Annotated in this window: 17 protein-coding genes; 8 read left to right on the plus strand and 9 right to left on the minus strand. The window is 33.7% G+C overall.

Annotated features, from left to right (window positions below):
- The first annotated feature begins 269 nt into the window (after positions 1–269).
- From BXU10_RS23255 to BXU10_RS23270, 4 genes are all read left to right on the plus strand, one after another.
- A complete protein-coding gene (locus BXU10_RS23255; protein WP_078229827.1) occupies positions 270–893 on the plus strand; it encodes a PASTA domain-containing protein in 624 nt (207 codons plus the stop codon).
- The gene (locus BXU10_RS23260) at positions 883–1,929 is read left to right on the plus strand and encodes an RluA family pseudouridine synthase (protein ID WP_078229828.1); all 1,047 of its coding nucleotides are present in this window, start codon (positions 883–885) and stop codon (positions 1,927–1,929) included. The genes BXU10_RS23255 and BXU10_RS23260 overlap by 11 nt, the downstream gene beginning before the upstream one ends.
- Positions 1,930–2,132: 203 nt before the next feature.
- Entirely contained in the window at positions 2,133–2,915 is a 783-nt protein-coding gene (locus BXU10_RS23265; protein WP_078229829.1) for a HipA family kinase, read from the plus strand.
- The gene (locus BXU10_RS23270; RefSeq protein ID WP_031455392.1) at positions 2,905–3,288 is read left to right on the plus strand and encodes a DUF3037 domain-containing protein; all 384 of its coding nucleotides are present in this window, start codon (positions 2,905–2,907) and stop codon (positions 3,286–3,288) included. The genes BXU10_RS23265 and BXU10_RS23270 overlap by 11 nt, the downstream gene beginning before the upstream one ends.
- A gap of 294 nt (positions 3,289–3,582) precedes the next feature.
- Here BXU10_RS23270 and BXU10_RS23275 read toward each other — a convergent pair whose 3' ends face one another.
- Positions 3,583–4,689 (minus strand): polysaccharide lyase family 1 protein, encoded by a 1,107-nt coding sequence (locus BXU10_RS23275; protein WP_078229830.1) that lies wholly within the window; start codon positions 4,687–4,689, stop codon positions 3,583–3,585.
- Between the two features lie 234 nt (positions 4,690–4,923).
- Between BXU10_RS23275 and BXU10_RS23280 the strand changes: the two genes are divergently transcribed.
- Positions 4,924–5,493, plus strand: a complete 570-nt coding sequence (locus tag BXU10_RS23280) for a Crp/Fnr family transcriptional regulator (RefSeq protein WP_031455394.1) — start codon at positions 4,924–4,926, stop codon at positions 5,491–5,493.
- Positions 5,494–5,714: 221 nt separating this feature from the next.
- Here BXU10_RS23280 and BXU10_RS23285 read toward each other — a convergent pair whose 3' ends face one another.
- The 4 genes from BXU10_RS23285 to BXU10_RS23300 all read right to left on the minus strand — a co-directional run bounded on the left by BXU10_RS23285 (position 5,715) and on the right by BXU10_RS23300 (position 8,223).
- On the minus strand, positions 5,715–6,221 hold the full coding sequence (locus tag BXU10_RS23285; protein WP_078229831.1) for a GNAT family N-acetyltransferase: 507 nt from the start codon (positions 6,219–6,221) through the stop codon (positions 5,715–5,717).
- 84 nt (positions 6,222–6,305) lie between these two features.
- Entirely contained in the window at positions 6,306–6,944 is a 639-nt protein-coding gene (locus tag BXU10_RS23290) for a hypothetical protein (RefSeq protein WP_123922085.1), read from the minus strand.
- 45 nt (positions 6,945–6,989) lie between these two features.
- A complete protein-coding gene (locus BXU10_RS23295) occupies positions 6,990–7,466 on the minus strand; it encodes a hypothetical protein (protein ID WP_078229833.1) in 477 nt (158 codons plus the stop codon).
- Positions 7,467–7,623: 157 nt separating this feature from the next.
- Positions 7,624–8,223 (minus strand): hypothetical protein, encoded by a 600-nt coding sequence (locus BXU10_RS23300; RefSeq protein ID WP_078229834.1) that lies wholly within the window; start codon positions 8,221–8,223, stop codon positions 7,624–7,626.
- A gap of 265 nt (positions 8,224–8,488) precedes the next feature.
- Between BXU10_RS23300 and BXU10_RS23305 the strand changes: the two genes are divergently transcribed.
- The gene (locus tag BXU10_RS23305; RefSeq protein WP_078229835.1) at positions 8,489–8,881 is read left to right on the plus strand and encodes a helix-turn-helix domain-containing protein; all 393 of its coding nucleotides are present in this window, start codon (positions 8,489–8,491) and stop codon (positions 8,879–8,881) included.
- Between the two features lie 190 nt (positions 8,882–9,071).
- Here the strand turns inward: BXU10_RS23305 and BXU10_RS23310 are convergent, their stop codons facing one another.
- From BXU10_RS23310 to thrA, 4 genes are all read right to left on the minus strand, one after another.
- A complete protein-coding gene (locus tag BXU10_RS23310) occupies positions 9,072–11,972 on the minus strand; it encodes an ATP-binding protein (protein WP_078229836.1) in 2,901 nt (966 codons plus the stop codon).
- A gap of 160 nt (positions 11,973–12,132) precedes the next feature.
- On the minus strand, positions 12,133–13,422 hold the full coding sequence (gene thrC, locus BXU10_RS23315; protein WP_078229837.1) for a threonine synthase: 1,290 nt from the start codon (positions 13,420–13,422) through the stop codon (positions 12,133–12,135).
- A gap of 420 nt (positions 13,423–13,842) precedes the next feature.
- Positions 13,843–14,763, minus strand: coding sequence for a homoserine kinase (locus tag BXU10_RS23320; protein ID WP_078229838.1), 921 nt, complete (start codon positions 14,761–14,763; stop codon positions 13,843–13,845).
- A 155-nt stretch (positions 14,764–14,918) separates the two neighbouring features.
- Positions 14,919–17,366, minus strand: coding sequence for a bifunctional aspartate kinase/homoserine dehydrogenase I (gene thrA, locus BXU10_RS23325; RefSeq protein WP_078229839.1), 2,448 nt, complete (start codon positions 17,364–17,366; stop codon positions 14,919–14,921).
- Positions 17,367–17,913: 547 nt separating this feature from the next.
- Between thrA and hutH the strand changes: the two genes are divergently transcribed.
- Positions 17,914–19,428, plus strand: coding sequence for a histidine ammonia-lyase (gene hutH, locus BXU10_RS23330; protein ID WP_078229840.1), 1,515 nt, complete (start codon positions 17,914–17,916; stop codon positions 19,426–19,428).
- A gap of 48 nt (positions 19,429–19,476) precedes the next feature.
- Entirely contained in the window at positions 19,477–20,121 is a 645-nt protein-coding gene (locus BXU10_RS23335) for a DUF47 domain-containing protein (RefSeq protein WP_078229841.1), read from the plus strand.
- Positions 20,122–20,138: the final 17 nt, after the last annotated feature.

Here is a 20,138-nt window from a genome sequence, read left to right on the forward strand (position 1 = left end):
GTTTTACAATTTCTTTTTTGTCAATAATAGTGACGAAAATGCTCTTATGAAACCAAAAGCCCTAGCCCTGATGGTAGCGGCATCCTTTTGTGCCGGGGTTCGGCGCAAAAGATACAGCGGACAGCAGGAAACAGCTTCTGAAAATTGAAATTCCAATAATCTTTGTTTTCAACATTAATAACATCGTGTTACTTTCTTGCTTAAAACAAAATTATCATTTTTTTTCAAACGAAATAGCTTTATCTTTGCGTTCATCTAAAAATAAATTTATGAGTTTACGTAAGTATTTAACGAGCCGTGTGTTTTTTTTACAAGTGTTGGGTGCAGCTGCTATTATTGCGGTTCTGGGTTATTTGTTTATGCATTGGCTAACGTTTACAACAGATCATGGACATGAAATTACAGTTCCGAATTTAGCTAAACTAACGGAAGAACAAGTAGAAGAAAAACTGGATGAGCTGGATCTGGATTATGTGCTTTTGGATAGTGTTGATTATAGAAGCGAGTTTCCTAAATTTAGCGTAGTAGAGCAGGATCCATTGCCGGGAACGATGGTAAAAGTAGGAAGAAAAATATATATAAAAATTAATGCATCGGGATTTTCGTCTGTTCGAATTCCTGATTTAATTGATAAAACGTATCGTGAAGCAGTTCCAACACTGAAAGCGTTAGGACTTCAGGAAGGAACGATTACGTATATCCCGAACCTTGGAAAAGATATGGTTTTGGAACTTCGTTATAAAGGTAGAAACCTGAAAGCAGGTGATCGTGTACTAAAAGCGTCTAAAATTGATTTGGTTTTAGGTGACGGAAAAGCAACTTATGTAGATGAAAGTGAGGCTGTAGACAGTACTGCTGCGCCAATTGAAGAAACCCCAGCTGATGAACAATAATAGTGAAGAAAATTTAGATCTGGAAGACGAGTTATTCGAACATTTCAGGTTTGATGTGCCTAAAGGTCAGGCGCTGTTGCGTATTGACAAATATTTGATGAATATGATTCCGAATGCAACCCGGAATAAAATTCAGAATGCTGCCAGTGAAGGAAGTGTTTTTGTTAATGAGATTCCGGTAAAATCAAATTATAAAGTAAAACCTTTTGATATCATTACGGTGATGTTATCGCATCCTCCGTTTGAAAACAGAGTAGATCCGGAGGATATTCCGTTGGATATCGTTTATGAGGATGAGGCGCTTTTGCTTATCAATAAACCACCCGGATTGGTAGTGCATCCTGGACATGGAAATTATACAGGAACTTTGGTGAATGCTTTGGCATTTCATTTTGAAAATTTACCAATGAACAGCAGTGAACGCCCTGGTCTGGTTCACAGAATTGACAAGGATACATCAGGACTTTTGATTATAGCCAAAACGGAAGCAGCCATGACACATTTGGCCAAACAGTTTGAAGCTAAAACGACGGAACGTGAATATGTCGCTCTTGTTTGGGGAAATGTTGCTGAAGAAAGCGGAACCATTGAAGGAAATTTGGCCAGACATTTAAAAGACCGTATGCAAATGGCGGTTTTTGCTGATCCTGAAATTGGAAAACCTGCCATAACACATTATAAAGTTCTGGAGCGTTTTGGTTATGTGACTTTGATTTCATGTAAACTGGAAACAGGTAGAACGCATCAGATTCGTGCGCACATGAAGCACATTGGGCATCCGTTATTTAATGATGAACGTTACGGAGGTCATTTAATTTTAAAAGGAACTACTTTTACCAAATACAAACAGTTTATCGAAAACTGTTTTAAAGCTTTGCCACGCCAGGCTTTACATGCGAAAACGCTTGGTTTTGTGCATCCGAATACAAAAGAACTGATGCGTTTTGATACCGAATTGCCGCAGGACTTTCAGGATTGCCTTGAAAAATGGCGTAATTATTCGAAATCACATCATGTTGAGGATGTGGAGGAATAATTAGATAATGTGGCAATTTGTCAATTTGATAATTTACTCTAATATTTTAAAAGCTCCTGATGGAGCTTTTGCTTTTTAATGCTTTTCATTCGTTTTGTGGGAATTTTGAAATCGAAAATTTGATTAAGTATAAAAAATCTAATGATCTAAAAGACTAAGTTTGTAGAATAGGAAATACTGCTTATGAAATATATTGTACTTATATGAAAAACAATTTCGATCTCAGAACGGTAAATGTTACGCGTTATATCACGCCTTTGCGCGAGGGAGGTTCTTTGCCTGCTTTGGCAGAAGCTAATGACGATTTTAAATATGTCCTGAAATTTAAAGGGGCAGGTCACGGTGTAAAAGCTTTGATTGCCGAATTGATTGGTGGGCAGATTGCAAAAGCCTTAAAACTACAGCTCCCGGAATTGGTTTTCGCGAATCTCGACGAAGCTTTTGGACGTACCGAAGCCGATGAGGAGATTCAGGATTTACTGCAGGGAAGTCAGGGATTAAATCTGGCACTTCACTTTTTATCAGGCGCCATTACTTTTGATCCGGTCGTAACAACCGTTGACGATAAGCTGGCTTCGCAAATTGTTTGGCTGGACGCTTATATTACCAATGTCGACCGTACTTTTAAAAATACCAATATGCTGATCTGGCATAAAGAACTATGGCTGATCGATCACGGTGCGTGTTTGTATTTTCATCATTCCTGGAATAACTGGGAACAGCATGCCAAAAGTCCGTTTGCATTAATTAAGGATCATGTATTATTGCCTCAGGCTTCACTTTTAAAAGAAGTTGATGCCGAATTCAGAGCACTTTTAACTCCGCAAATAGTTGAAGAAATAGTCAATACGATTCCGCTGGAATGGCTGCAATGGGAAGACACAGATGAAACACCTGAAGCCTTGCGAAATGTGTATTTACAATTTTTGCAGACCCGATTAAATCATTCAGAAATCTTTGTAAATCAGGCTCAAAATGCAAGATAGTCACTTATATGAGTACGCCGTAATTCGTGTGGTGCCAAGGGTAGAGCGCGAAGAGTTCCTGAATATTGGAATCATTTTGTTTTGCAAAAAAGCCAAATTTATAAAAGTATTGTCACATATTGATGATGCCAAAATACAAGCCCTTTCGAATGATTTTGATGTAGAACAATTGCACTGCAATATAACAGCACTTAAGAAAATTGCAACAGGTGACAAAGACGGCGGACCCATTGGAGAAATGGATATTCCGTCACGTTTTAGATGGCTGACAGCGATTCGAAGTTCTGCCATTCAAACCTCAAGGCCACATCCCGGAATGTGTGAGGATCTGGAAAAAACGATTCAGCGTTTGTTCGAGGATTTGGTTCTTTAGCTTTTGAGATTAAAAGGTTCAAACGTTTTCTTCAAAGAGGTATTTTCCGTCTGATACAATATTTTAAAATCGTGCAAAGTTTTTTATCTACATATTAATGGATAAAAATGGCTTTATTTCATCAGATTAAATCTTTTTAAAATCCTGCGTTAAACAAAAAAGCACTTAAAATACTATAAACTGTAAAATAAACATAAGAAACTTATTTGATTTCCAGCTAAACAAAAAAACCACGAACTGCACAACTGCAATCCGTGGTTAAAAACGAAACTAAATTTTTTCTATTTTGGTTTCTTAGAATGAACCGCAAATGTTACCGCCTAAAGTAGCTCCTGCATTAGAAGAAATATCTGCTTTGACAGCTGTTTTATTAAGTTTTACAATAGTATAAGGAGGTGTAAAAGCTGTTTTGTTACCTGCTTTATTTCCTGTTGTATTCGTGAAAACATTGTCGGTTTCAGTAACAGCAGTATAACCACTCATTAAATCGATTGGCGTTTTTACACCTTCAAAAACGTTACTTTCTATACGAATATCAGCTTCAACACCGGCAGCAATACATTTGTTGCTTACAGTACTATTGAAGAAATTGTTAACCAAATGCACTTTTCCAAAACGAACTCTAGGCATTCTTTCTTTACATCCCGGAGCCCACCAGCATCTTGCAAAAGTGATTCTTAATTTTCCACGATCGGCTGTTGCACCATCGCTTGAACCAATTAAATTTGAATATCTGTGATCATCAGAACCTCCTGATCCACCAGCTTTTGGCGCTTTTAGATAATGAAATTTAGAATATGTAACCGAAATATAATCAGATTTGTTTTTGATGTCGAAGTTTCCGTCAACACCATCTCTAAATTCGCAGTGGTCAACCCATACGTTTTGGCAGTCGTCTAAGATGGCATTGTCCCAGCCATCTGTATCATAAGCACCAGGACCTTCAAAAATTAAGTTTCTGATAATTAGATTTTTACATCTTTTAATGTTAATAATACCGGAACCGTCTTTAGTTTGATTATTAGAAACCAATTTTGCTCCGCTTGCTCCGTAAATAGTTTTTCCGGTTTGATCCTGTAATGATAATCGTGTTGTAACGGTAATAGTTCCGGAAACTTTAACAACTTTTACAGAACTGCTTTCAATAGCAGATTTTAACTGTGCATAAGTTGTTACAGTTGTTTCAGCTGCAGAACCTCCTCCGGTTGTGTTTCCGTTTTGTGAAGCCCAGCCAGGTACTTCTGAGCAATTTCCGATTTTTGATGTCGAAATACTACCTGTTTCAATGTTTCCTTCAATAGTTGCTGCTTCATTTGATGAAGCAATTTCTTCAGAATTACACGCTGTAAAACAGAAAACTACTGCAGTTAAAAAAATGGATAATGTTGATTTAAATTTCATAATGTAAATTTGGGGGTTTATAAATATTTAACAGTACAAATCTCTATATATTGTTTTGTAAAAAAAATGAATAAGTTCAAACTTTTGTAAAAAAAATAAGCTAAATGGTTTTTTTAACAATTTTTGATTTACAAAAAAGAACAAATAATATACTTTTGCGTAATCGATTACACTGTTTTTTCCCCCGAATCTGACAGTCATCGAAAAACCACGTTTACTTAAAAAAATATAAACATGTACAACCTACTAAGAAAAAGCATTGAGCGAAAAATTCCGCTCACTGATCAGGAATGGGACATTATTGTCTCAAAAACACAACTTATTAAACTAAAAAAGAATCAATTTCTTCAAATTCAAAATTCCTACAACAGTTATCAGGGATTTATTTTAAAAGGACTGTTTAAAACGTACGCGTTAAACGAAAATGGAACAGAAAGTGTTATTTTCTTTTCGTTTGAAAACGAATGGATGTGTGACCTGCAGAGTTTTTATCATCAAAAGCCCACCACGTATAATATTAAAGCTATTGAAGATAGCGAAATAGTAGTCATCAATAAAGAAGAAAAAGCACAGTTATTTGCAAAAGTACCTAAACTCTTTCAGTTTCATGTACTAATGATCGAAAGTGCCAATGTAGCTATTCAGGAGCGCCTTCTTGATGTTTTAAATAAAACTTCCAAACAGCGTTATCTTGATTTTAAGGAGCGTTATCCTCACAAGGTGCAGAAAATAAATAATAAAAATTTGTCTTCGTATCTTGGAGTCTCTCATGAGTTTTTATCAAAGATTAAGAAAAGATGCTAAGTTTTTGATATACAGATTAGTTTAAGTTTTTATATATAAAAAAATCCCGCGAAGTCACAAAGTTTTATTTCACGCAGATTCTGCAGATTTGAGCAGATTTAAAAAAGATAATCTGCTTAAATCTTTTTTAAATCTGCGTGAAAAAACTTTGCGCCTTTGCGAGATTAAAAAAAAATTTGCGAATCTCTGAGTAACCCTTTGCGAATCTCTGCGGTAAAACTCTAAAGTTTCTTCTCTAAAAATATAAACTCCAATGGTTCATCAGAAACCGTAACATGAATTTTACTTTCAGGAAATGCCTCACGCTCACCAGTATCCACATAACCATGGCGTTTGTACCAGGCAATAAGTTCCTCACGAACCGAAATAACGGTCATAATAATACTCGATAATCCCAAAGCTTTCGCCTGATTTTCGGCTTCTGCCAAAAGCTTTTTCCCGATGCCGCTGTTTTGAAGTTCTGGCGATACGGTCAGCATTCCTAAATACAATTGATATCCTTTTTCGACTAATAAAACCGAACCGATAATCGTATTATTCTCTGTAAACTTCAAAATAGTATTTTTTGGATCCAGAAAAATTTCGGTCATTTCTTGTTCATCGGTTCTTTTTCCTTCGAGTAAATGGGCTTCGGTTGTCCAGCCTTTTTTGGAAGTTTCGCCTCTGTAAGCGGAGTTGATTAGAGATACTAATGCCGGAATATCTTCTAGTGATGCTTTTGTAATCATTTTTTTGTGAAATGTAAATTGTGAAATGTCAGATGTCGAGTTCGATTTTATACAAAAGTTGGGGACGATGAAGTAAAATTGAAACTACTGTTTCTTTAATCTGTTCTCAAATTTTGATTTTTTCCAGGCATCAATCATTGTTTTCTTATCTTCCTCATTATTATAATTAATATTCACACCAAAATCATAACCATTTATCAGTTTGCTGTATAAAATTTGATTAAGAATTACTTTTCCGTCCGGAGCATAAATTGTAGTGTAAAAAGTACTGAATTTAATTCCTTGGATTATTTCTTTTCCTGATGAAGAATCTACTTTTATACCCTGATCAACATAGGTTTGATAAATTAATGCATTTAAATCTTTATTAGTTTGTTCATATTGCCCGGAAAAATCCTCTTTGAATGGCTCTGATGTTGAAGCAAACAAATTAAATTGATTTTTTTGGAAACTAATTAAGTGTTTTAAAGACTTCAAATCCATCTTTTGTCCTGATGATTTTTCTATTGCTTTTTGCCCTTTTTCTTCCTGTTGCTCTGTGATATCTTTTGAAACAATTGACCAACCAGTTGGAACTCGAATCTCCCAGCCAATTTCTCTACTTTTATATATTTCTCCTTTTAAAGTTCCTTCGTCAACTTGTTTATTTGGGTCTTTTCTATCGCATGAAAACAATAATAATGAAATAGTGTATATCAATAATGTTATTCGGGATAATCTCATATTATATTTTTTTTAAATTATTTATTTAGGTTTTTATATAGTGTGTTACTCAAATATCCCCAAAATATACCTATCGTCTACAATTGCATTTGGATTCTCTTTTACTTTTTCTAAAAAGAGGTTCAGATTACGATAAGTTCTAAATTTATAAACCCTTTGCTTATCATTATCTTTTACAAATATTTTCCAAACCCTTTTTTCGTTTATCATTACAGCAGTTCTTTGAACCTCAGTAATAGATGATAATGGATGTTGAACTACGGGTAAATTTAATGTAATGCTATACAGATTATTTGCATCAAAGTAAAGAACCGGTTTTGGAAATAAACGTTTTTCTAAACCAAATAAAAAAAGTGCAGGAGGAGCAGAGAGTCTGTAAAGTTCATCTAAATTAAGATTGGTTCTCTTCTTAAACTCGATTACTCTTTGCTCTTTAATATATTCAATGTACGATAGGATTTTTTTATAATTTAAAATTAAAATGAGTATTACGGCTATAAGAACGAGAATTTTTATGTTCATAATTTGGTTTAATGTTTTATTTTTTGATTAAAGCAATTAGGGTCAAACATAAGAAACTATTCCTAAATAAAAACCATAAACTACACTAAGATAATCGGTGTAATGGTGGTTTTAAATTTATAGAAAAACATCAAATTTATATCGGACAAAATGAATATTACTCAATCGAGCTGATTTTTATATGCTCAAATAACCTTCCTGTATTGGGTAAAAAGTAGAATCCATTTTTATTGAGTTTGTAGAAAGCATCTTCAGACTGAATAGAAGAAATTTGCTTAAGCGTATTGTTTTCAAAAAAGTAAATACCTTCAGATTTTGGAAGTTGTTTTATTTTTAAGTTTTTGGGTACAGAATCAACACTAAGTTTTGCCCCTACATCAGAAACTGAATACACAGAATTCCCTTTTTTATTATCTTCATAATGTTCAGAATAAAACCAAATACCATTTTTCTGAAAGCTGCCAGTATCTGAATCTGATTTTAATGGTGGCGCGTAAGCAATGATTACAGAATCATTTTCTAAATAACAATTTGTATCAAAAACAAAATAGGATTTATCTTTCTTGCACAATATTTGACTGATCTGCGGATATCTCGAATTTTGCCCCATTGTAATTAATAAATTTTCTTTACTCAATAAAGTATCGATAGTTTTATATTCTGAATATGTTTCTAAATCGACTTTCTTATAATTATTATTTTTCTCAGAACAGGAGAATAAGACCGTGGCTAAAAATAATAAAGCAGTTTTTTTCATTTTATAATCAATTGGAAGGGGACAATTTTTTTTTTAAATGTATTAAATATTTAACTAATGAAGTCCTAATCTTCGGACTTACTTTTTGTTTATTAATAACACATTCAATTTTTTGTTTGGGACGTGGAAATAATTTTTAGATTTGTTTAATTGTAAACTTGATAAACAATAATTGACATAAAATACGAAAATAGTATCTTACAAAAACAGCTTTGTTTTTTACCAAAATTGAGTTTCGTTTAAGAATTTTAAATATCTTTGAATTATGAGTACAGCAACAAAACCAAAACATATCGGCAGAAATATAAGCCGTATCAGAGAGCTTAAAGATATGAAACAGGAAGCACTGGCACAGGCTTTAGGAATAAGTCAGCAGGCAGTTTCTGCTATTGAAAACAGCGAAACTGTAGACGAACAAAAACTAATTGAAGTGGCAAAAGCTCTTGAAGTTTCTGTTGAAGCAATTAAAAGCTTTTCAGATGAAGGCGTTATTAATTACTTTAATAGTTTTCATGATAATGTTGTTACAACAGGCAGTATTTTTGCCACAAATTGCACTTTTAATCCTTTAGATAAGGTTGTTGAACTTTACGAACGTTTGGTGCAAGCTGAAAAAGATAAGGTTGAGTATTTGGAGAAGTTATTAAGTGGGAAGTAAGCGTTTTTAGAAATATATAAAATAAAAAAGAGATCTTAAATTAAGGTCTCTTTTTTTATTTATTTCAATTGCTAGCGAGAGCGTCTCGCTTTTGCATGTTCCAATTTATTGAATTTCTTTTTCAATCATAGTATGCGAATGCTACAATTATTTTTTTAATTGAGATTTGTTATATAAAAAAAAAATAATTTTAAACTTCTTCTCCAATATCATTTTTTTTATTAGAGTATTTTTCCATATATCTTGCCAATTCTACAAAGGCTAATGGGTATTTTTTCTTTCTTTCCTCTAAAGAAAATGGTATGACAATATCATCTCCAATATACTTTTGCAAAAGAGTGTTTAATATTTCATCTCCTTCATCAGAACATGTTATTTCATATTCTCTTATAAAATGAATGTTATTAGAATTTTTGCTTAAAAATTCTTCTTTAATTATACTTGATGGAGGACTGTCTAAATGTAAACATGTAAAACCATCTTGTTCATATTGTACTTTACATTTATTTTTTAACCAAGTTGATGCTCTTTTTATTTTTGAATTAAATAAATAATTATATTTTTCTGTTTTAATAAAAATTCTTGAATCATAAGGATCTATTTGTTGAGTTTTTTCATTCCATGGAGTATTAGGCTCAATTGCAGATAAATAATCGGGAATTGAGTTTGCTTTTATTTCTGAGAATAAAATAAATCGATCATCAATATCTAATATTAGTCCCTCTTCTGGATAGGTATTAAGTTGAATTAATGCAACATTAATTTTTTTTAGTTTTTGAATAAAATAATTATAATTAATTATAAAACCTTTTTTTGAAATAAGAATTGTGTTTAAAAATTCTTTTAAATTAAAATTATTATTGGAATATCTATTAATCCCATATAAGAATTCATATGAAGCTACTCCGCTATAATCATTAACACTTGGGTGGTTCAATTTTGAGCTATTTAGAAAAATTTTATCATCATCTATAGAACTATTTTTATTAAAAACTAACAAATAGGCAATAAAATCTTTATACACATCCACTAGCAAGTCATAATTAAAACTCAATCTTTCCGAAATTGAATTTCTATCAAGAGTTAATGGTAAGACCGCATTATTGTCAAAAACACTTACTTGAGGAATTCTATACATTAAATTAACATATAATCCAGGAAAATTATACGATTTTGAAGGAATTAAAATTCCATTACAAGTAAATGGCACATTAGCGAAATCATTACTATATGTCCAAAGTATTTTATCATAGCCTACGGAATCTATTGAATTCCATTCAATTGGTAATGGATCACTATTTTCAGGATTAGTGATTTTGTAGGGAATTAATACCTTTTTATGTAATGAATATTTAATTATTGGTCTAGACAGTGTATACCATTTAGTCCATTCAAAATCTGTCTTTTCAAATTCTTTTAATTTATTTTTGTCGATTTTTATTTTTATATATGTACCTTCATTTACGTTAGAGTCTTTCAAAACATTAATTAGTTCAGTATTAAGATTGGCACTGAATTTATATCCTTGATGGCCTTTATTTTTTTTTGTTTCTACGTGTATTTCTTTACCAATTAAAAAAGCTGAAAGAATGCCAACACCAAATCTACCACTTCTTCTTACTTTTGCTTTTCCCTTTTCGTCTAGAAATTCTTTACGCCATTCAAGACTTTTCCTATAGGATGCACCAGCACTTAAGAAATAGTTTTTTATTATTTCTATATCCATTCCCAAGCCATTGTCTCTTATTTTAAAATATGTGAAACCATCCTCTTCTTTTTCAATATTGATATTAATTAAGGATTCATAATTATTTACACCTTTTTTTTTCTCTACAAACTCCCTTTCTTTGCATGCATCTATTGAATTTTGTAATAGTTCTCTAACTCCATACGTAATATTATCTCCATAAAGAGGAGCAACTAATAATTTAATTATTTCGTCATTTGTTTTGAATAAAAAACTATCAGCAACATAGCTTTGTTTATCGATAAATGAATTTGTTTCTAAATTTGAAGTAATTCTTCTAAATTTTATCTTTGGCTTATCTCTTCCTTCTGAATTTCCATATAGTTCACCAAGTACCGCCCAGGAAATGTCAAATTCATATTGAATATCCTTAAAAAGTTTTTTCAATTTTATAAACATTTTACTGTCTTCAGGAGATGCAGTTACAAAGATTCTTTCAGGATCATCGTGCCATTTATCATCAACATTGTCTATAGAATAATGCGCATAATTTTCCATTTTAGAAATCGGACTGGAAAAAGTTTTAGACTTTAGAAGAACTTTTGAGATACGTGAACTATCTATTTGAATATAATCGGCAATTCTTAAAAGAATCATAAGATATGTTGCGTGAATTCCATTTGGAAATCTTTTGCTTTCCCTTCCAAACGTATTTTCTATGTAATCTAAACATTTTCGAAGATTCATCCCATGACTTCTTGCAATTAAGCCAATAATTGATCGTGTTTTTAAGTTTAACGAATTTGCAAAATTAATCGAGTTAGGTTTTGCAGGAAAACCTTTGATAGCAATTTCATGTGCAATTCTTGCATGGTGCCTTCTAATAAATTCTCCAATAAGTCTTTTATCATTTTCAGTGATTTCACCGGGTTTTGAAAAGGGAGGCAGGCGTATAATAGTATCGTCATCTCCAAAAATTGAAATTAGTTGTTTACCGCTAAACTTTCGAGCTTCATTCACGTAGTCCAACCATAAATCTGACCATTTTTGTGAGTCTAATTCTGTTATCAAAATGTCATCATGGTCACCATTTATAAGGCATTTAAAACCTTCCAAATCTAAATGCATCCCAATATCATGAAGTATGACAGATAAAATATAATAGCCAATATCATTTACGCTTAATACATTTGTAAAAGTTTCATCTGTAATTAAATTGTCGGATGAAGCTAAAACATCTTCAATGTGTTTAATCCCATGATTAGTATATTCATAAAAAAAGAATAGTTTATTTTCTTCTAATATTTCGCCAAAAGTAGCAAGTGTTGTTTTTATAATTCCATCTAATTCTTGATTTTTTTCGAGTGCATTTTTAAATCTTTCAGGTAATTTTATATTAGCCATTAATTTGTATTATTTTGATTAGATATTTTTAGTTTTTTGGTCATTTCAAACATAATAATTTATCTTACAAAAAACTAATTCCAATTAAAAAGAAAACCACAGATTAATACTAATTATTTTAGTATTAATCTGTGGTTTTCTTTTATAATAAATAAAATTATTACCCCAAGAAATCCTTCAACTCCTCATAAGTCCCAATCTTCACACTAACTTTTTCCTCATTAATAACACTCTCAATTTGAGCAGGAATAGGAAGTTTAATCCCCAAAGCAGGTTCAACAACATCTAAGAATTTAATAGGATGCGCTGTTTCTAAGAAAATACCAATTGCATTTGGGTGTTTTTCAAGTTCTTTTTTCAAACCTAAATAACCAACAGCGCCGTGCGGTTCTGCGATATAACCGTCTGTGTTATAAATATTTTTTAGAGCAACTAAAGTTTCTTCATCAGTATAACTATAAGAAGAGAAGTCTTTTTCGAAAGCTTTTAAGTCATTATTGTACAATTCCTGAATCCTGATAAAGTTGCTTGGGTTTCCAACGTCCATTGCGTTAGAGATGGTGGCTTTAGAAGGTTTCGGGTCGTATTTTCCGTTTTCTAAGAATCTTGGTACGGTGTCGTTTACGTTTGTCGAAGCAACAAAATGCTCAATTGGCAAACCTAATTTCTTTGCCATAATTCCGGCGCAGATATTTCCGAAGTTTCCGCTTGGGCAAGAGAAAATCAACGGTTTGTTTTGGCTTTTCAACGCTTTGTAAGCAAAGAAGAAATAGAACATTTGCGGTAACCAACGCGCAATATTAATCGAGTTTGCCGAAGTCAGGTTTTTATGCGCTAAAGTTTCATCTAAAAACGCTTTTTTTACCATATCCTGGCAATCGTCAAAAACACCGTCAACTTCCAAAGCTTTAATATTTTGTCCTAAAGTAGTCAATTGTTTTTCCTGAATATCGCTCACTTTTCCTGACGGATATAAAATCACAACATCTACGCCGTCAACGCCTAAAAATCCACTGGCAACGGCTCCGCCTGTATCTCCGGAAGTGGCTACTAAAACGGTGTTTTTAGCGTCTTTTTTATCTTTATTAAAATAGCCCAGACAACGTGACATAAATCGCGCTCCAACGTCTTTAAACGCCATTGTCGGCCCGTGGAATAACTCTAATGAATAGATTCCGTCTTCCACTTTCACTACCGGAAAATCAAAAACCAAAGTATCAGCAATGATTTCTTTTAGTTTTTCTGCCGGTATTTCGTCGCCAACGAATTGTTTGATCGCTTCAAAAGCAATTTCCTCGTGGCTCAAACTTTCGATTTTATCAAAAAATGACGGATCTAAAGCAGTAATATTTTCAGGGAAATATAATCCTTTGTCACTCGCTAATCCTTGTATAACAGCTTCCTGAAAAGAAACTTTTGGGGCATTATGGTTTAAACTGTAGTATTTCATTTTTATTTTAGATTTTTAGACTTTAGATTTTTAGATTTTTAGAAAGTAAATTCCAATACTAAAATTCTAAATTCCAATAAATTATGTTTTACTATTTTAATCGCTTTTTTGTCATTTCGACGGAGGAGAAATCTTCGCAAGTAACTCCGCAACGAAAGTCCAATCTTTGTCGAGCTTCTTGCGAAGATTTCTCGTTCCTCGAAATGACAAACTTTATGGTTATGCTTTGCGTCTGTACTTTGTCGAGCTTCTAGCGGAGATTTGCTTCGCCTATTCGCTATCGCTCGGGTCTCCTCCGTCGAAATGACAAACTGAACGGTTATGTTTTGTGTCTGTACTTGGCGTAGGCTTCAACTTCGCTCAGCCTGACAAACGCCTCGTATAACTCTTAATACTTAATTCTTCGTACTTAATACTGTTCTACAAAATTCTTACTCCATCCGGATTAATCTTCGAAACATGAATTTCATACGGTAAATTCATTTTTTCGTAAACCTCGCTCATGGCTTTTGCGATTTTTTCAGCGGTTTCTTTTCCTCGGCTTAAAGCAAAAATCGACGGACCGGAACCAGAAATTCCGGAACCTAAAGCGCCGTTTTCGTAAGCTGTTTGTTTGATCTGGTCAAATCCCGGGATTAAAACACTTCTTAAAGGTTCTACGATTTCGTCATGAAGCGATCTTCCAATCAACTCGTAATCTTTGGTGTAAAGCCCTGCTACCAATCCGCCCACATTTCCCCATTGCATGATGGCGCTTTTTAGGGAAACATTCTGTTTTAAAACCGAACGGGCATCAGATGTTTTTAATTCGATTTGTGGGTGAACCACGGTTGCGTATAATTCTTCAGGACTGTCAATTCTGATAATATCAAGTGGAGCATAACTTCTTACCAAAGTAAATCCGCCTAAAAGGGCAGGGGCAACGTTATCAGCATGTGCGTTTCCGCTGGCTAATTTTTCGCCCTGCATCGCAAACTGAACCAGATCTTTACGGGAATAAGGTCTTCCTAATAATTCATTAATTCCGAAAACCGCTCCCGCAGAACTGGCAGCACTGCTTCCGATTCCGCTTCCGGCTTTGATGTTTTTATAAATTTCGATTTCAAATCCAAAATCCAGTTCGGGTAAAGTTGCCAACATTGCCAAAGCCGCCACACCCGAAACGTTTTTCTCGGTTTCAAGAGGCAGATCGGCACCAATAATTTTAGTAATCCGAACTCCTTTTTGATCTGATTTTCGAACAATCATTTCATCGCCTGCATTGTCTAAGCAAAGTCCCAATACGTCAAATCCGCAGGAGAGGTTTGCGATAGTTGCCGGGCAAAATAGTTTTATTTCCATTTTTTTTAAGTTTCTAAGTTGCTAAGATTCTGAGTCTCTAAGTTTCTTTTGCAACTTTTTATTTTTAAGTTTCTAAGTGGCTAAGTTTCTGAGATTTTAAGTTTAGTTAAGAAAAAAAAACTTAGAATCTTAGCGACTCAGTATCTTAGCATCTTTTACACGTTTCCTATGCGAATTACATCTGCAAAAATTCCTGAAGCGGTTACGGCTGCACCGGCACCGGCTCCTTTGATTAATAAAGGCTGGTCTACGTAACGATCTGTGTAGAAAAGCACGATATTGTCTTTTCCTTCCAAATTATAGAAAGGATGATCTTTTGGAATGAACTGAAGACCAACGCTTGCTTTTCCGTTTTCGAACTGCGCTACGTATTTCAGTCTTGAATCTTTAGCTAAAGCTTCTTTATAAATATTTTCAAAATGAGAAGCGTGTTTGATTAACGATGCAAAAAAGTCATCGTTGTTTGTTGTTGCTAAGCATTCAGCTGGTAAAAACGATTCATTTGCAATAGCGTCAATATCCATTTCGTAACCGCTTTCGCGAATTAAAATCAGGATTTTACGCGCTACGTCGATTCCGCTTAAGTCGATTTTTGGATCCGGTTCTGTGAATCCCTGAACACCGGCTTCTTTAACAACATCATGAAAAGAATTATTCTCATCAAAATTGTTGAAAATAAAGTTCAGACTTCCGGATAAAACAGCCTGAATTTTATGCACTTTATCACCTGAAGCGATTAAGTTTTTAACAGTATCGATAATTGGTAATCCCGCACCAACATTCGTTTCAAATAAAAACGGAGCGTTATACTGGCGAGATAAACTTTTCAGTTTTTTATAATTGTCGTAAGCAGATGAACAGGCAATTTTGTTACAGGTTACAACGGCAATGCTTTCTTTTAAGAATTTCTCATACATCTCAGAAACGCTTGCATTTGCTGTAATATCTACGAAAATGCTGTTTCTTAAATTCAGTTCTTTGGCACGTGCGATGAATTCTGTCGGAATAGCAGCTTCACCTTTATCTAAAGTTGACTGCCAGTCTTTTAAAGAAATTCCGTCTTCGTCAAAAAACATTTTCCTGGAGTTCGACAAAGCAATTACGCGAACATTGATTTTTAGAACCTCTTTTAAGAATTTCTTTTGAGAGTGAATCTGCTCGATGAATTTCTCACCCACATTTCCAACACCCATTACGAATAAATTCAACTGCTTGGTGTTCTCTTCAAAGAAGTTTTCGTGTAAGGTGTTCAGTGCTTTCTTAACATCTCTTTCGTTGATTACGGCAGAAATATTTCTTTCAGAAGCTCCCTGAGCAATAGCACGGATATTTACGTTATTTTTTCCTAAAGTACTGAACATTCTTCCGCTCAGACCTTGATGATTTTTCATGTTTTCGCCCACTAAAGCAATAATGCAAAGGTCTTTTTCGACAATGCAAGGGTCGATTTTGTTTTGTAAAATCTCAACTTCAAAAGCTTTGTTGATCGCTTCTTCGGCATTTTCAGCATCCGAATTCAGGATTCCGATACATATAGAGTGCTCAGAAGAAGCCTGAGTAATAAATATAACGTTGATTTTTTCGTGTGACAATACTTCAAACAAACGTTTTGATGAACCTGAAACCCCAATCATTCCCGGGCCTTCAAGCGTCAGTAACGAAATATGGTCAATATGGCTGATTCCTTTTACAGGAGTAGTTTGTTCTGAAATCTGATTAGAAATCAAAGTACCCTCTGCTTCCGGTTCAAATGTATTTTTGATAAGAATTGGAATGTTTTTTCTTAAAACCGGCTGAATTGTTGGCGGATATAATACTTTGGCACCAAAATGAGACAATTCCATCGCTTCCTGATACGAAATATTTGCAATTGGCTGTGCCTGTTTTACAATTTTTGGATTGGCAGTAAACATTCCGTTTACGTCTGTCCAGATTTCAAGCTGTTCAGCATTGATTGCTCCGGCAATGATAGCAGCAGTATAATCAGAACCGCCACGTCCTAAAGTTGATGTGATGCCATTAAGAGTCTGAGCAATAAAGCCAGGCAAAATAGTAATTCGGGATTGATTCTCTGCAAAATATTCCTGAATCAAAACATTTGAAACTTCAAAATTTACAACCGCTTTGCTAAAGTCATTATTCGTTTTGATTAATTCACGGCTGTCTTTATAAACTGCATCTTTGCTAATTTGCTGATAGGCCTGAGCAATGATATATGAAGAAAGTAATTCGCCAAAACTCAAAATAGTATCTGCAGTTCTTGGGGATAATTCGCCCAAAAGGAAACAGCCATCCAGTAAAGTTTCTAAATGATTGATGATTCTTTTTACGTGGCTCAGCAAACTGCTTTGTTCGCTTACCGGAATCAGTTCTTTTAAAGTATCTAAGTGTTTTTTCTCGATTTCAGCAACGATATCCCTGAAGGTTTCATCATTTTCAGCTGCTTTTGCTGCTGCCAGATGTAGCAAATCGGTTACTTTGCTTAATGCCGAAACAACAACAACGAGTTTGTCCTTTTCAGCTTTTTGTTTAACAATTTCGAGAACGAGTTTTATATTTTGTGCATTGGCAACCGAAGTTCCGCCAAATTTTAATACTTTCATTTTGATGTTTTTTTCTTTTATGCAAATATTTTTATGTATCCAAAGTCTTTCTTCTTTCAGGAAAAAAGTATAGATAAACAGGATTATATGTAAAAATGTATACCCCTAAGGGGTTGTAGTTGTTGTAGTAGAAATAATAGTAGCAGCAATTGCAACTTCTGATTGAGTTGTCATTGTAGATTGATATTTTGTGCTGTTACGTTTCATTTTTGATTTTTCAAAAGTACAGTTTTTTATAAAAGTTAAAAAGCTAAATTGTTTTTTTGCGAATATTTTAATAAAACAAATGATAAAAAATCAATATTGAGTATTTGTTAAAATTACACGCTCTAAGTTGGGTTTTTGATATATTTAAGATTAAAATTCATCTGATCAAAGAATTTGTTTTTAACTGGATTTGCACTAAAAGCGGTATTTGTATTTATAAGTTAGGATTGTGAAATAAATAATTTTAAAAATCACTTGATTAGAAATTTTAATTATTGTGATAAATTGTTGCTTTTTAATGTTGATTTGTTGAATTTTGATGTTTTAATTTGAAATCACCATGAGGGAAATCCATTATATTAGTACTGAAACCATAACTTTAGAGACTTTGCAGGAAATTTTAAGTCACGATAAGGCATTAGAATTATCTGAAGAAGCAAAAGTAAATGTGCAGAAATGCCGTGATTATCTGGATAAAAAAATGGCTTCCCATTCTGAACCTATTTATGGTATTAATACTGGTTTTGGATCGCTTTACAGTGTGAAAATTTCGAATGAAAACTTGTCCAAACTTCAGGAAAACCTTGTAAAATCACATGCTTGCGGAACCGGAGAAGAAGTGCCGGCTGAAATTGTAAAATTAATGCTGCTTCTTAAAATTCAGTCCTTGAGCTACGGACATTCAGGGATTCAGCTGCAGACATTAAATCGTCTGGTTGATTTTTATAATAATGATATTCTTCCGGTTATCTATACACAGGGTTCACTCGGAGCTTCAGGAGATTTAGCTCCTTTGGCGCATTTATCTTTGCCTTTGATAGGAGAGGGTGAAGTTTATTTTGAAGGAAAAAGAAGGATTTCTGCCGAAGTTTTGAAACATTTTAACTGGGAACCGATTATTTTACAATCCAAAGAAGGGCTGGCTTTATTGAACGGAACACAGTTTATGGGGGCTTACGGAGTTCATATTTTGATTAAAGCCTATAAATATTCGTATCTGGCAGATTTGATTGGAACGATTTCTCTGGAAGCTTTTGATGGAAGGATAGAACCTTTTAATGAACTGATACATTTTATACGTCCTCATAAAGGTCAGATTGTAACGGCACAGCGAGTTAATGAATTTTTAGAAGGAAGCGAAATTATCACACAGCAGAAAAAGCACGTCCAGGATCCATATTCTTTCCGTTGTATGCCTCAGGTTCATGGAGCTTCAAAAGATGCGATTGATTATGTTCGAAAAGTATTCAAAACTGAAATTAACTCTGTTACAGATAATCCAAATATATTTATAGAATCCGATCAGATCATTTCAGGAGGAAATTTCCACGGACAGCCTTTGGCATTGGCATTGGATTTTATAGCAATTGCTTTGGCAGAATTGGGAAGCATTTCTGAAAGAAGAACGTATCAGTTAATTTCGGGTTTACGCAATCTTCCGGCATTTTTGGTTGATAATCCGGGCCTGAATTCAGGATTGATGATTCCACAATACACAGCAGCAAGTATTGCAAGTCAGAACAAACAGCTGGCAACACCTTCAAGTGTTGATAGTATTGTTTCGAGCAACGGGCAGGAAGATCATGTAAGTATGGGAGCAAACGGAGCTACAAAAGCGTTAAAAGTTATGGATAATTTAGAACGTATTCTGGCAATAGAATTGTTAAATGCTTCGCAGGCTATTGCATACAGAGAACCATTAAAATCAAGCGATTTTATCGAAATGTTCTTAAGCAGTTACAGAGAAATTGTGCCTTTGGTTAAGGAAGACAGGATTTTACATTATGATATTGAAAAGACAGTTTCGTTCCTGAATAGTTTTCAAATTGAAAATGATTTGTTAACAATGGCTTAACATTACAGAGCGATAATGAAGTAATTTTGCACTATCAAAAATATAAAAATGTCAATAAACAGTATTTTCCAATTTTTAGTGCCGAAAGACAAAAAATTCTTTCCACTTTTTGAAGAGGCTTCAAGCAATTTAATTGAATTAGCTTCTAACTTACACGAAGCTGTAAATCTTCCATTGAAAGAAAGAGAAGTTCTTTTTCAGAAAATTGATGAATTAGAGCAAAAAGGAGAAGACATTACACGTCAAACCAATCTTGAATTGAGTAGAAACTTCATTACTCCGTTTGACAGAGAGGATATTCACACATTGATCACTTCGATTGATAACGTTGCCGATTATTTGCACGGTGCAGCCAGCAGAATGAGATTGTATCAGGTTGATAAGATTACAAAATCTATCAGAAAAATGACAGAAATCAACCTTGAAGCATGTCAAAACATTGACAGTGCGGTAAAAGAGTTGAGAAACTTAAAGAATTTCAAAGTAATTAAAGATGCTTGTGTCAGAATCAATAAACTGGAAAACAAGTCGGATAACGTATATAACAAAGCAGTTTTTGAAATTTTTGAAAACGAAACAGACGCTAAAAATATTATTAAATATAAAGAAGTGTTATCTGTTTTAGAATCAGCAACAGACAAATGTAAGAGTGTTGCCAACATACTGGAATCTATTTCTGTAAAACATTCTTAATTCAATTTTTCATTCTG

The organism is Flavobacterium sp. LM4, assembly GCF_002017935.1.
Lineage (GTDB): Bacteria > Bacteroidota > Bacteroidia > Flavobacteriales > Flavobacteriaceae > Flavobacterium > Flavobacterium chungangense.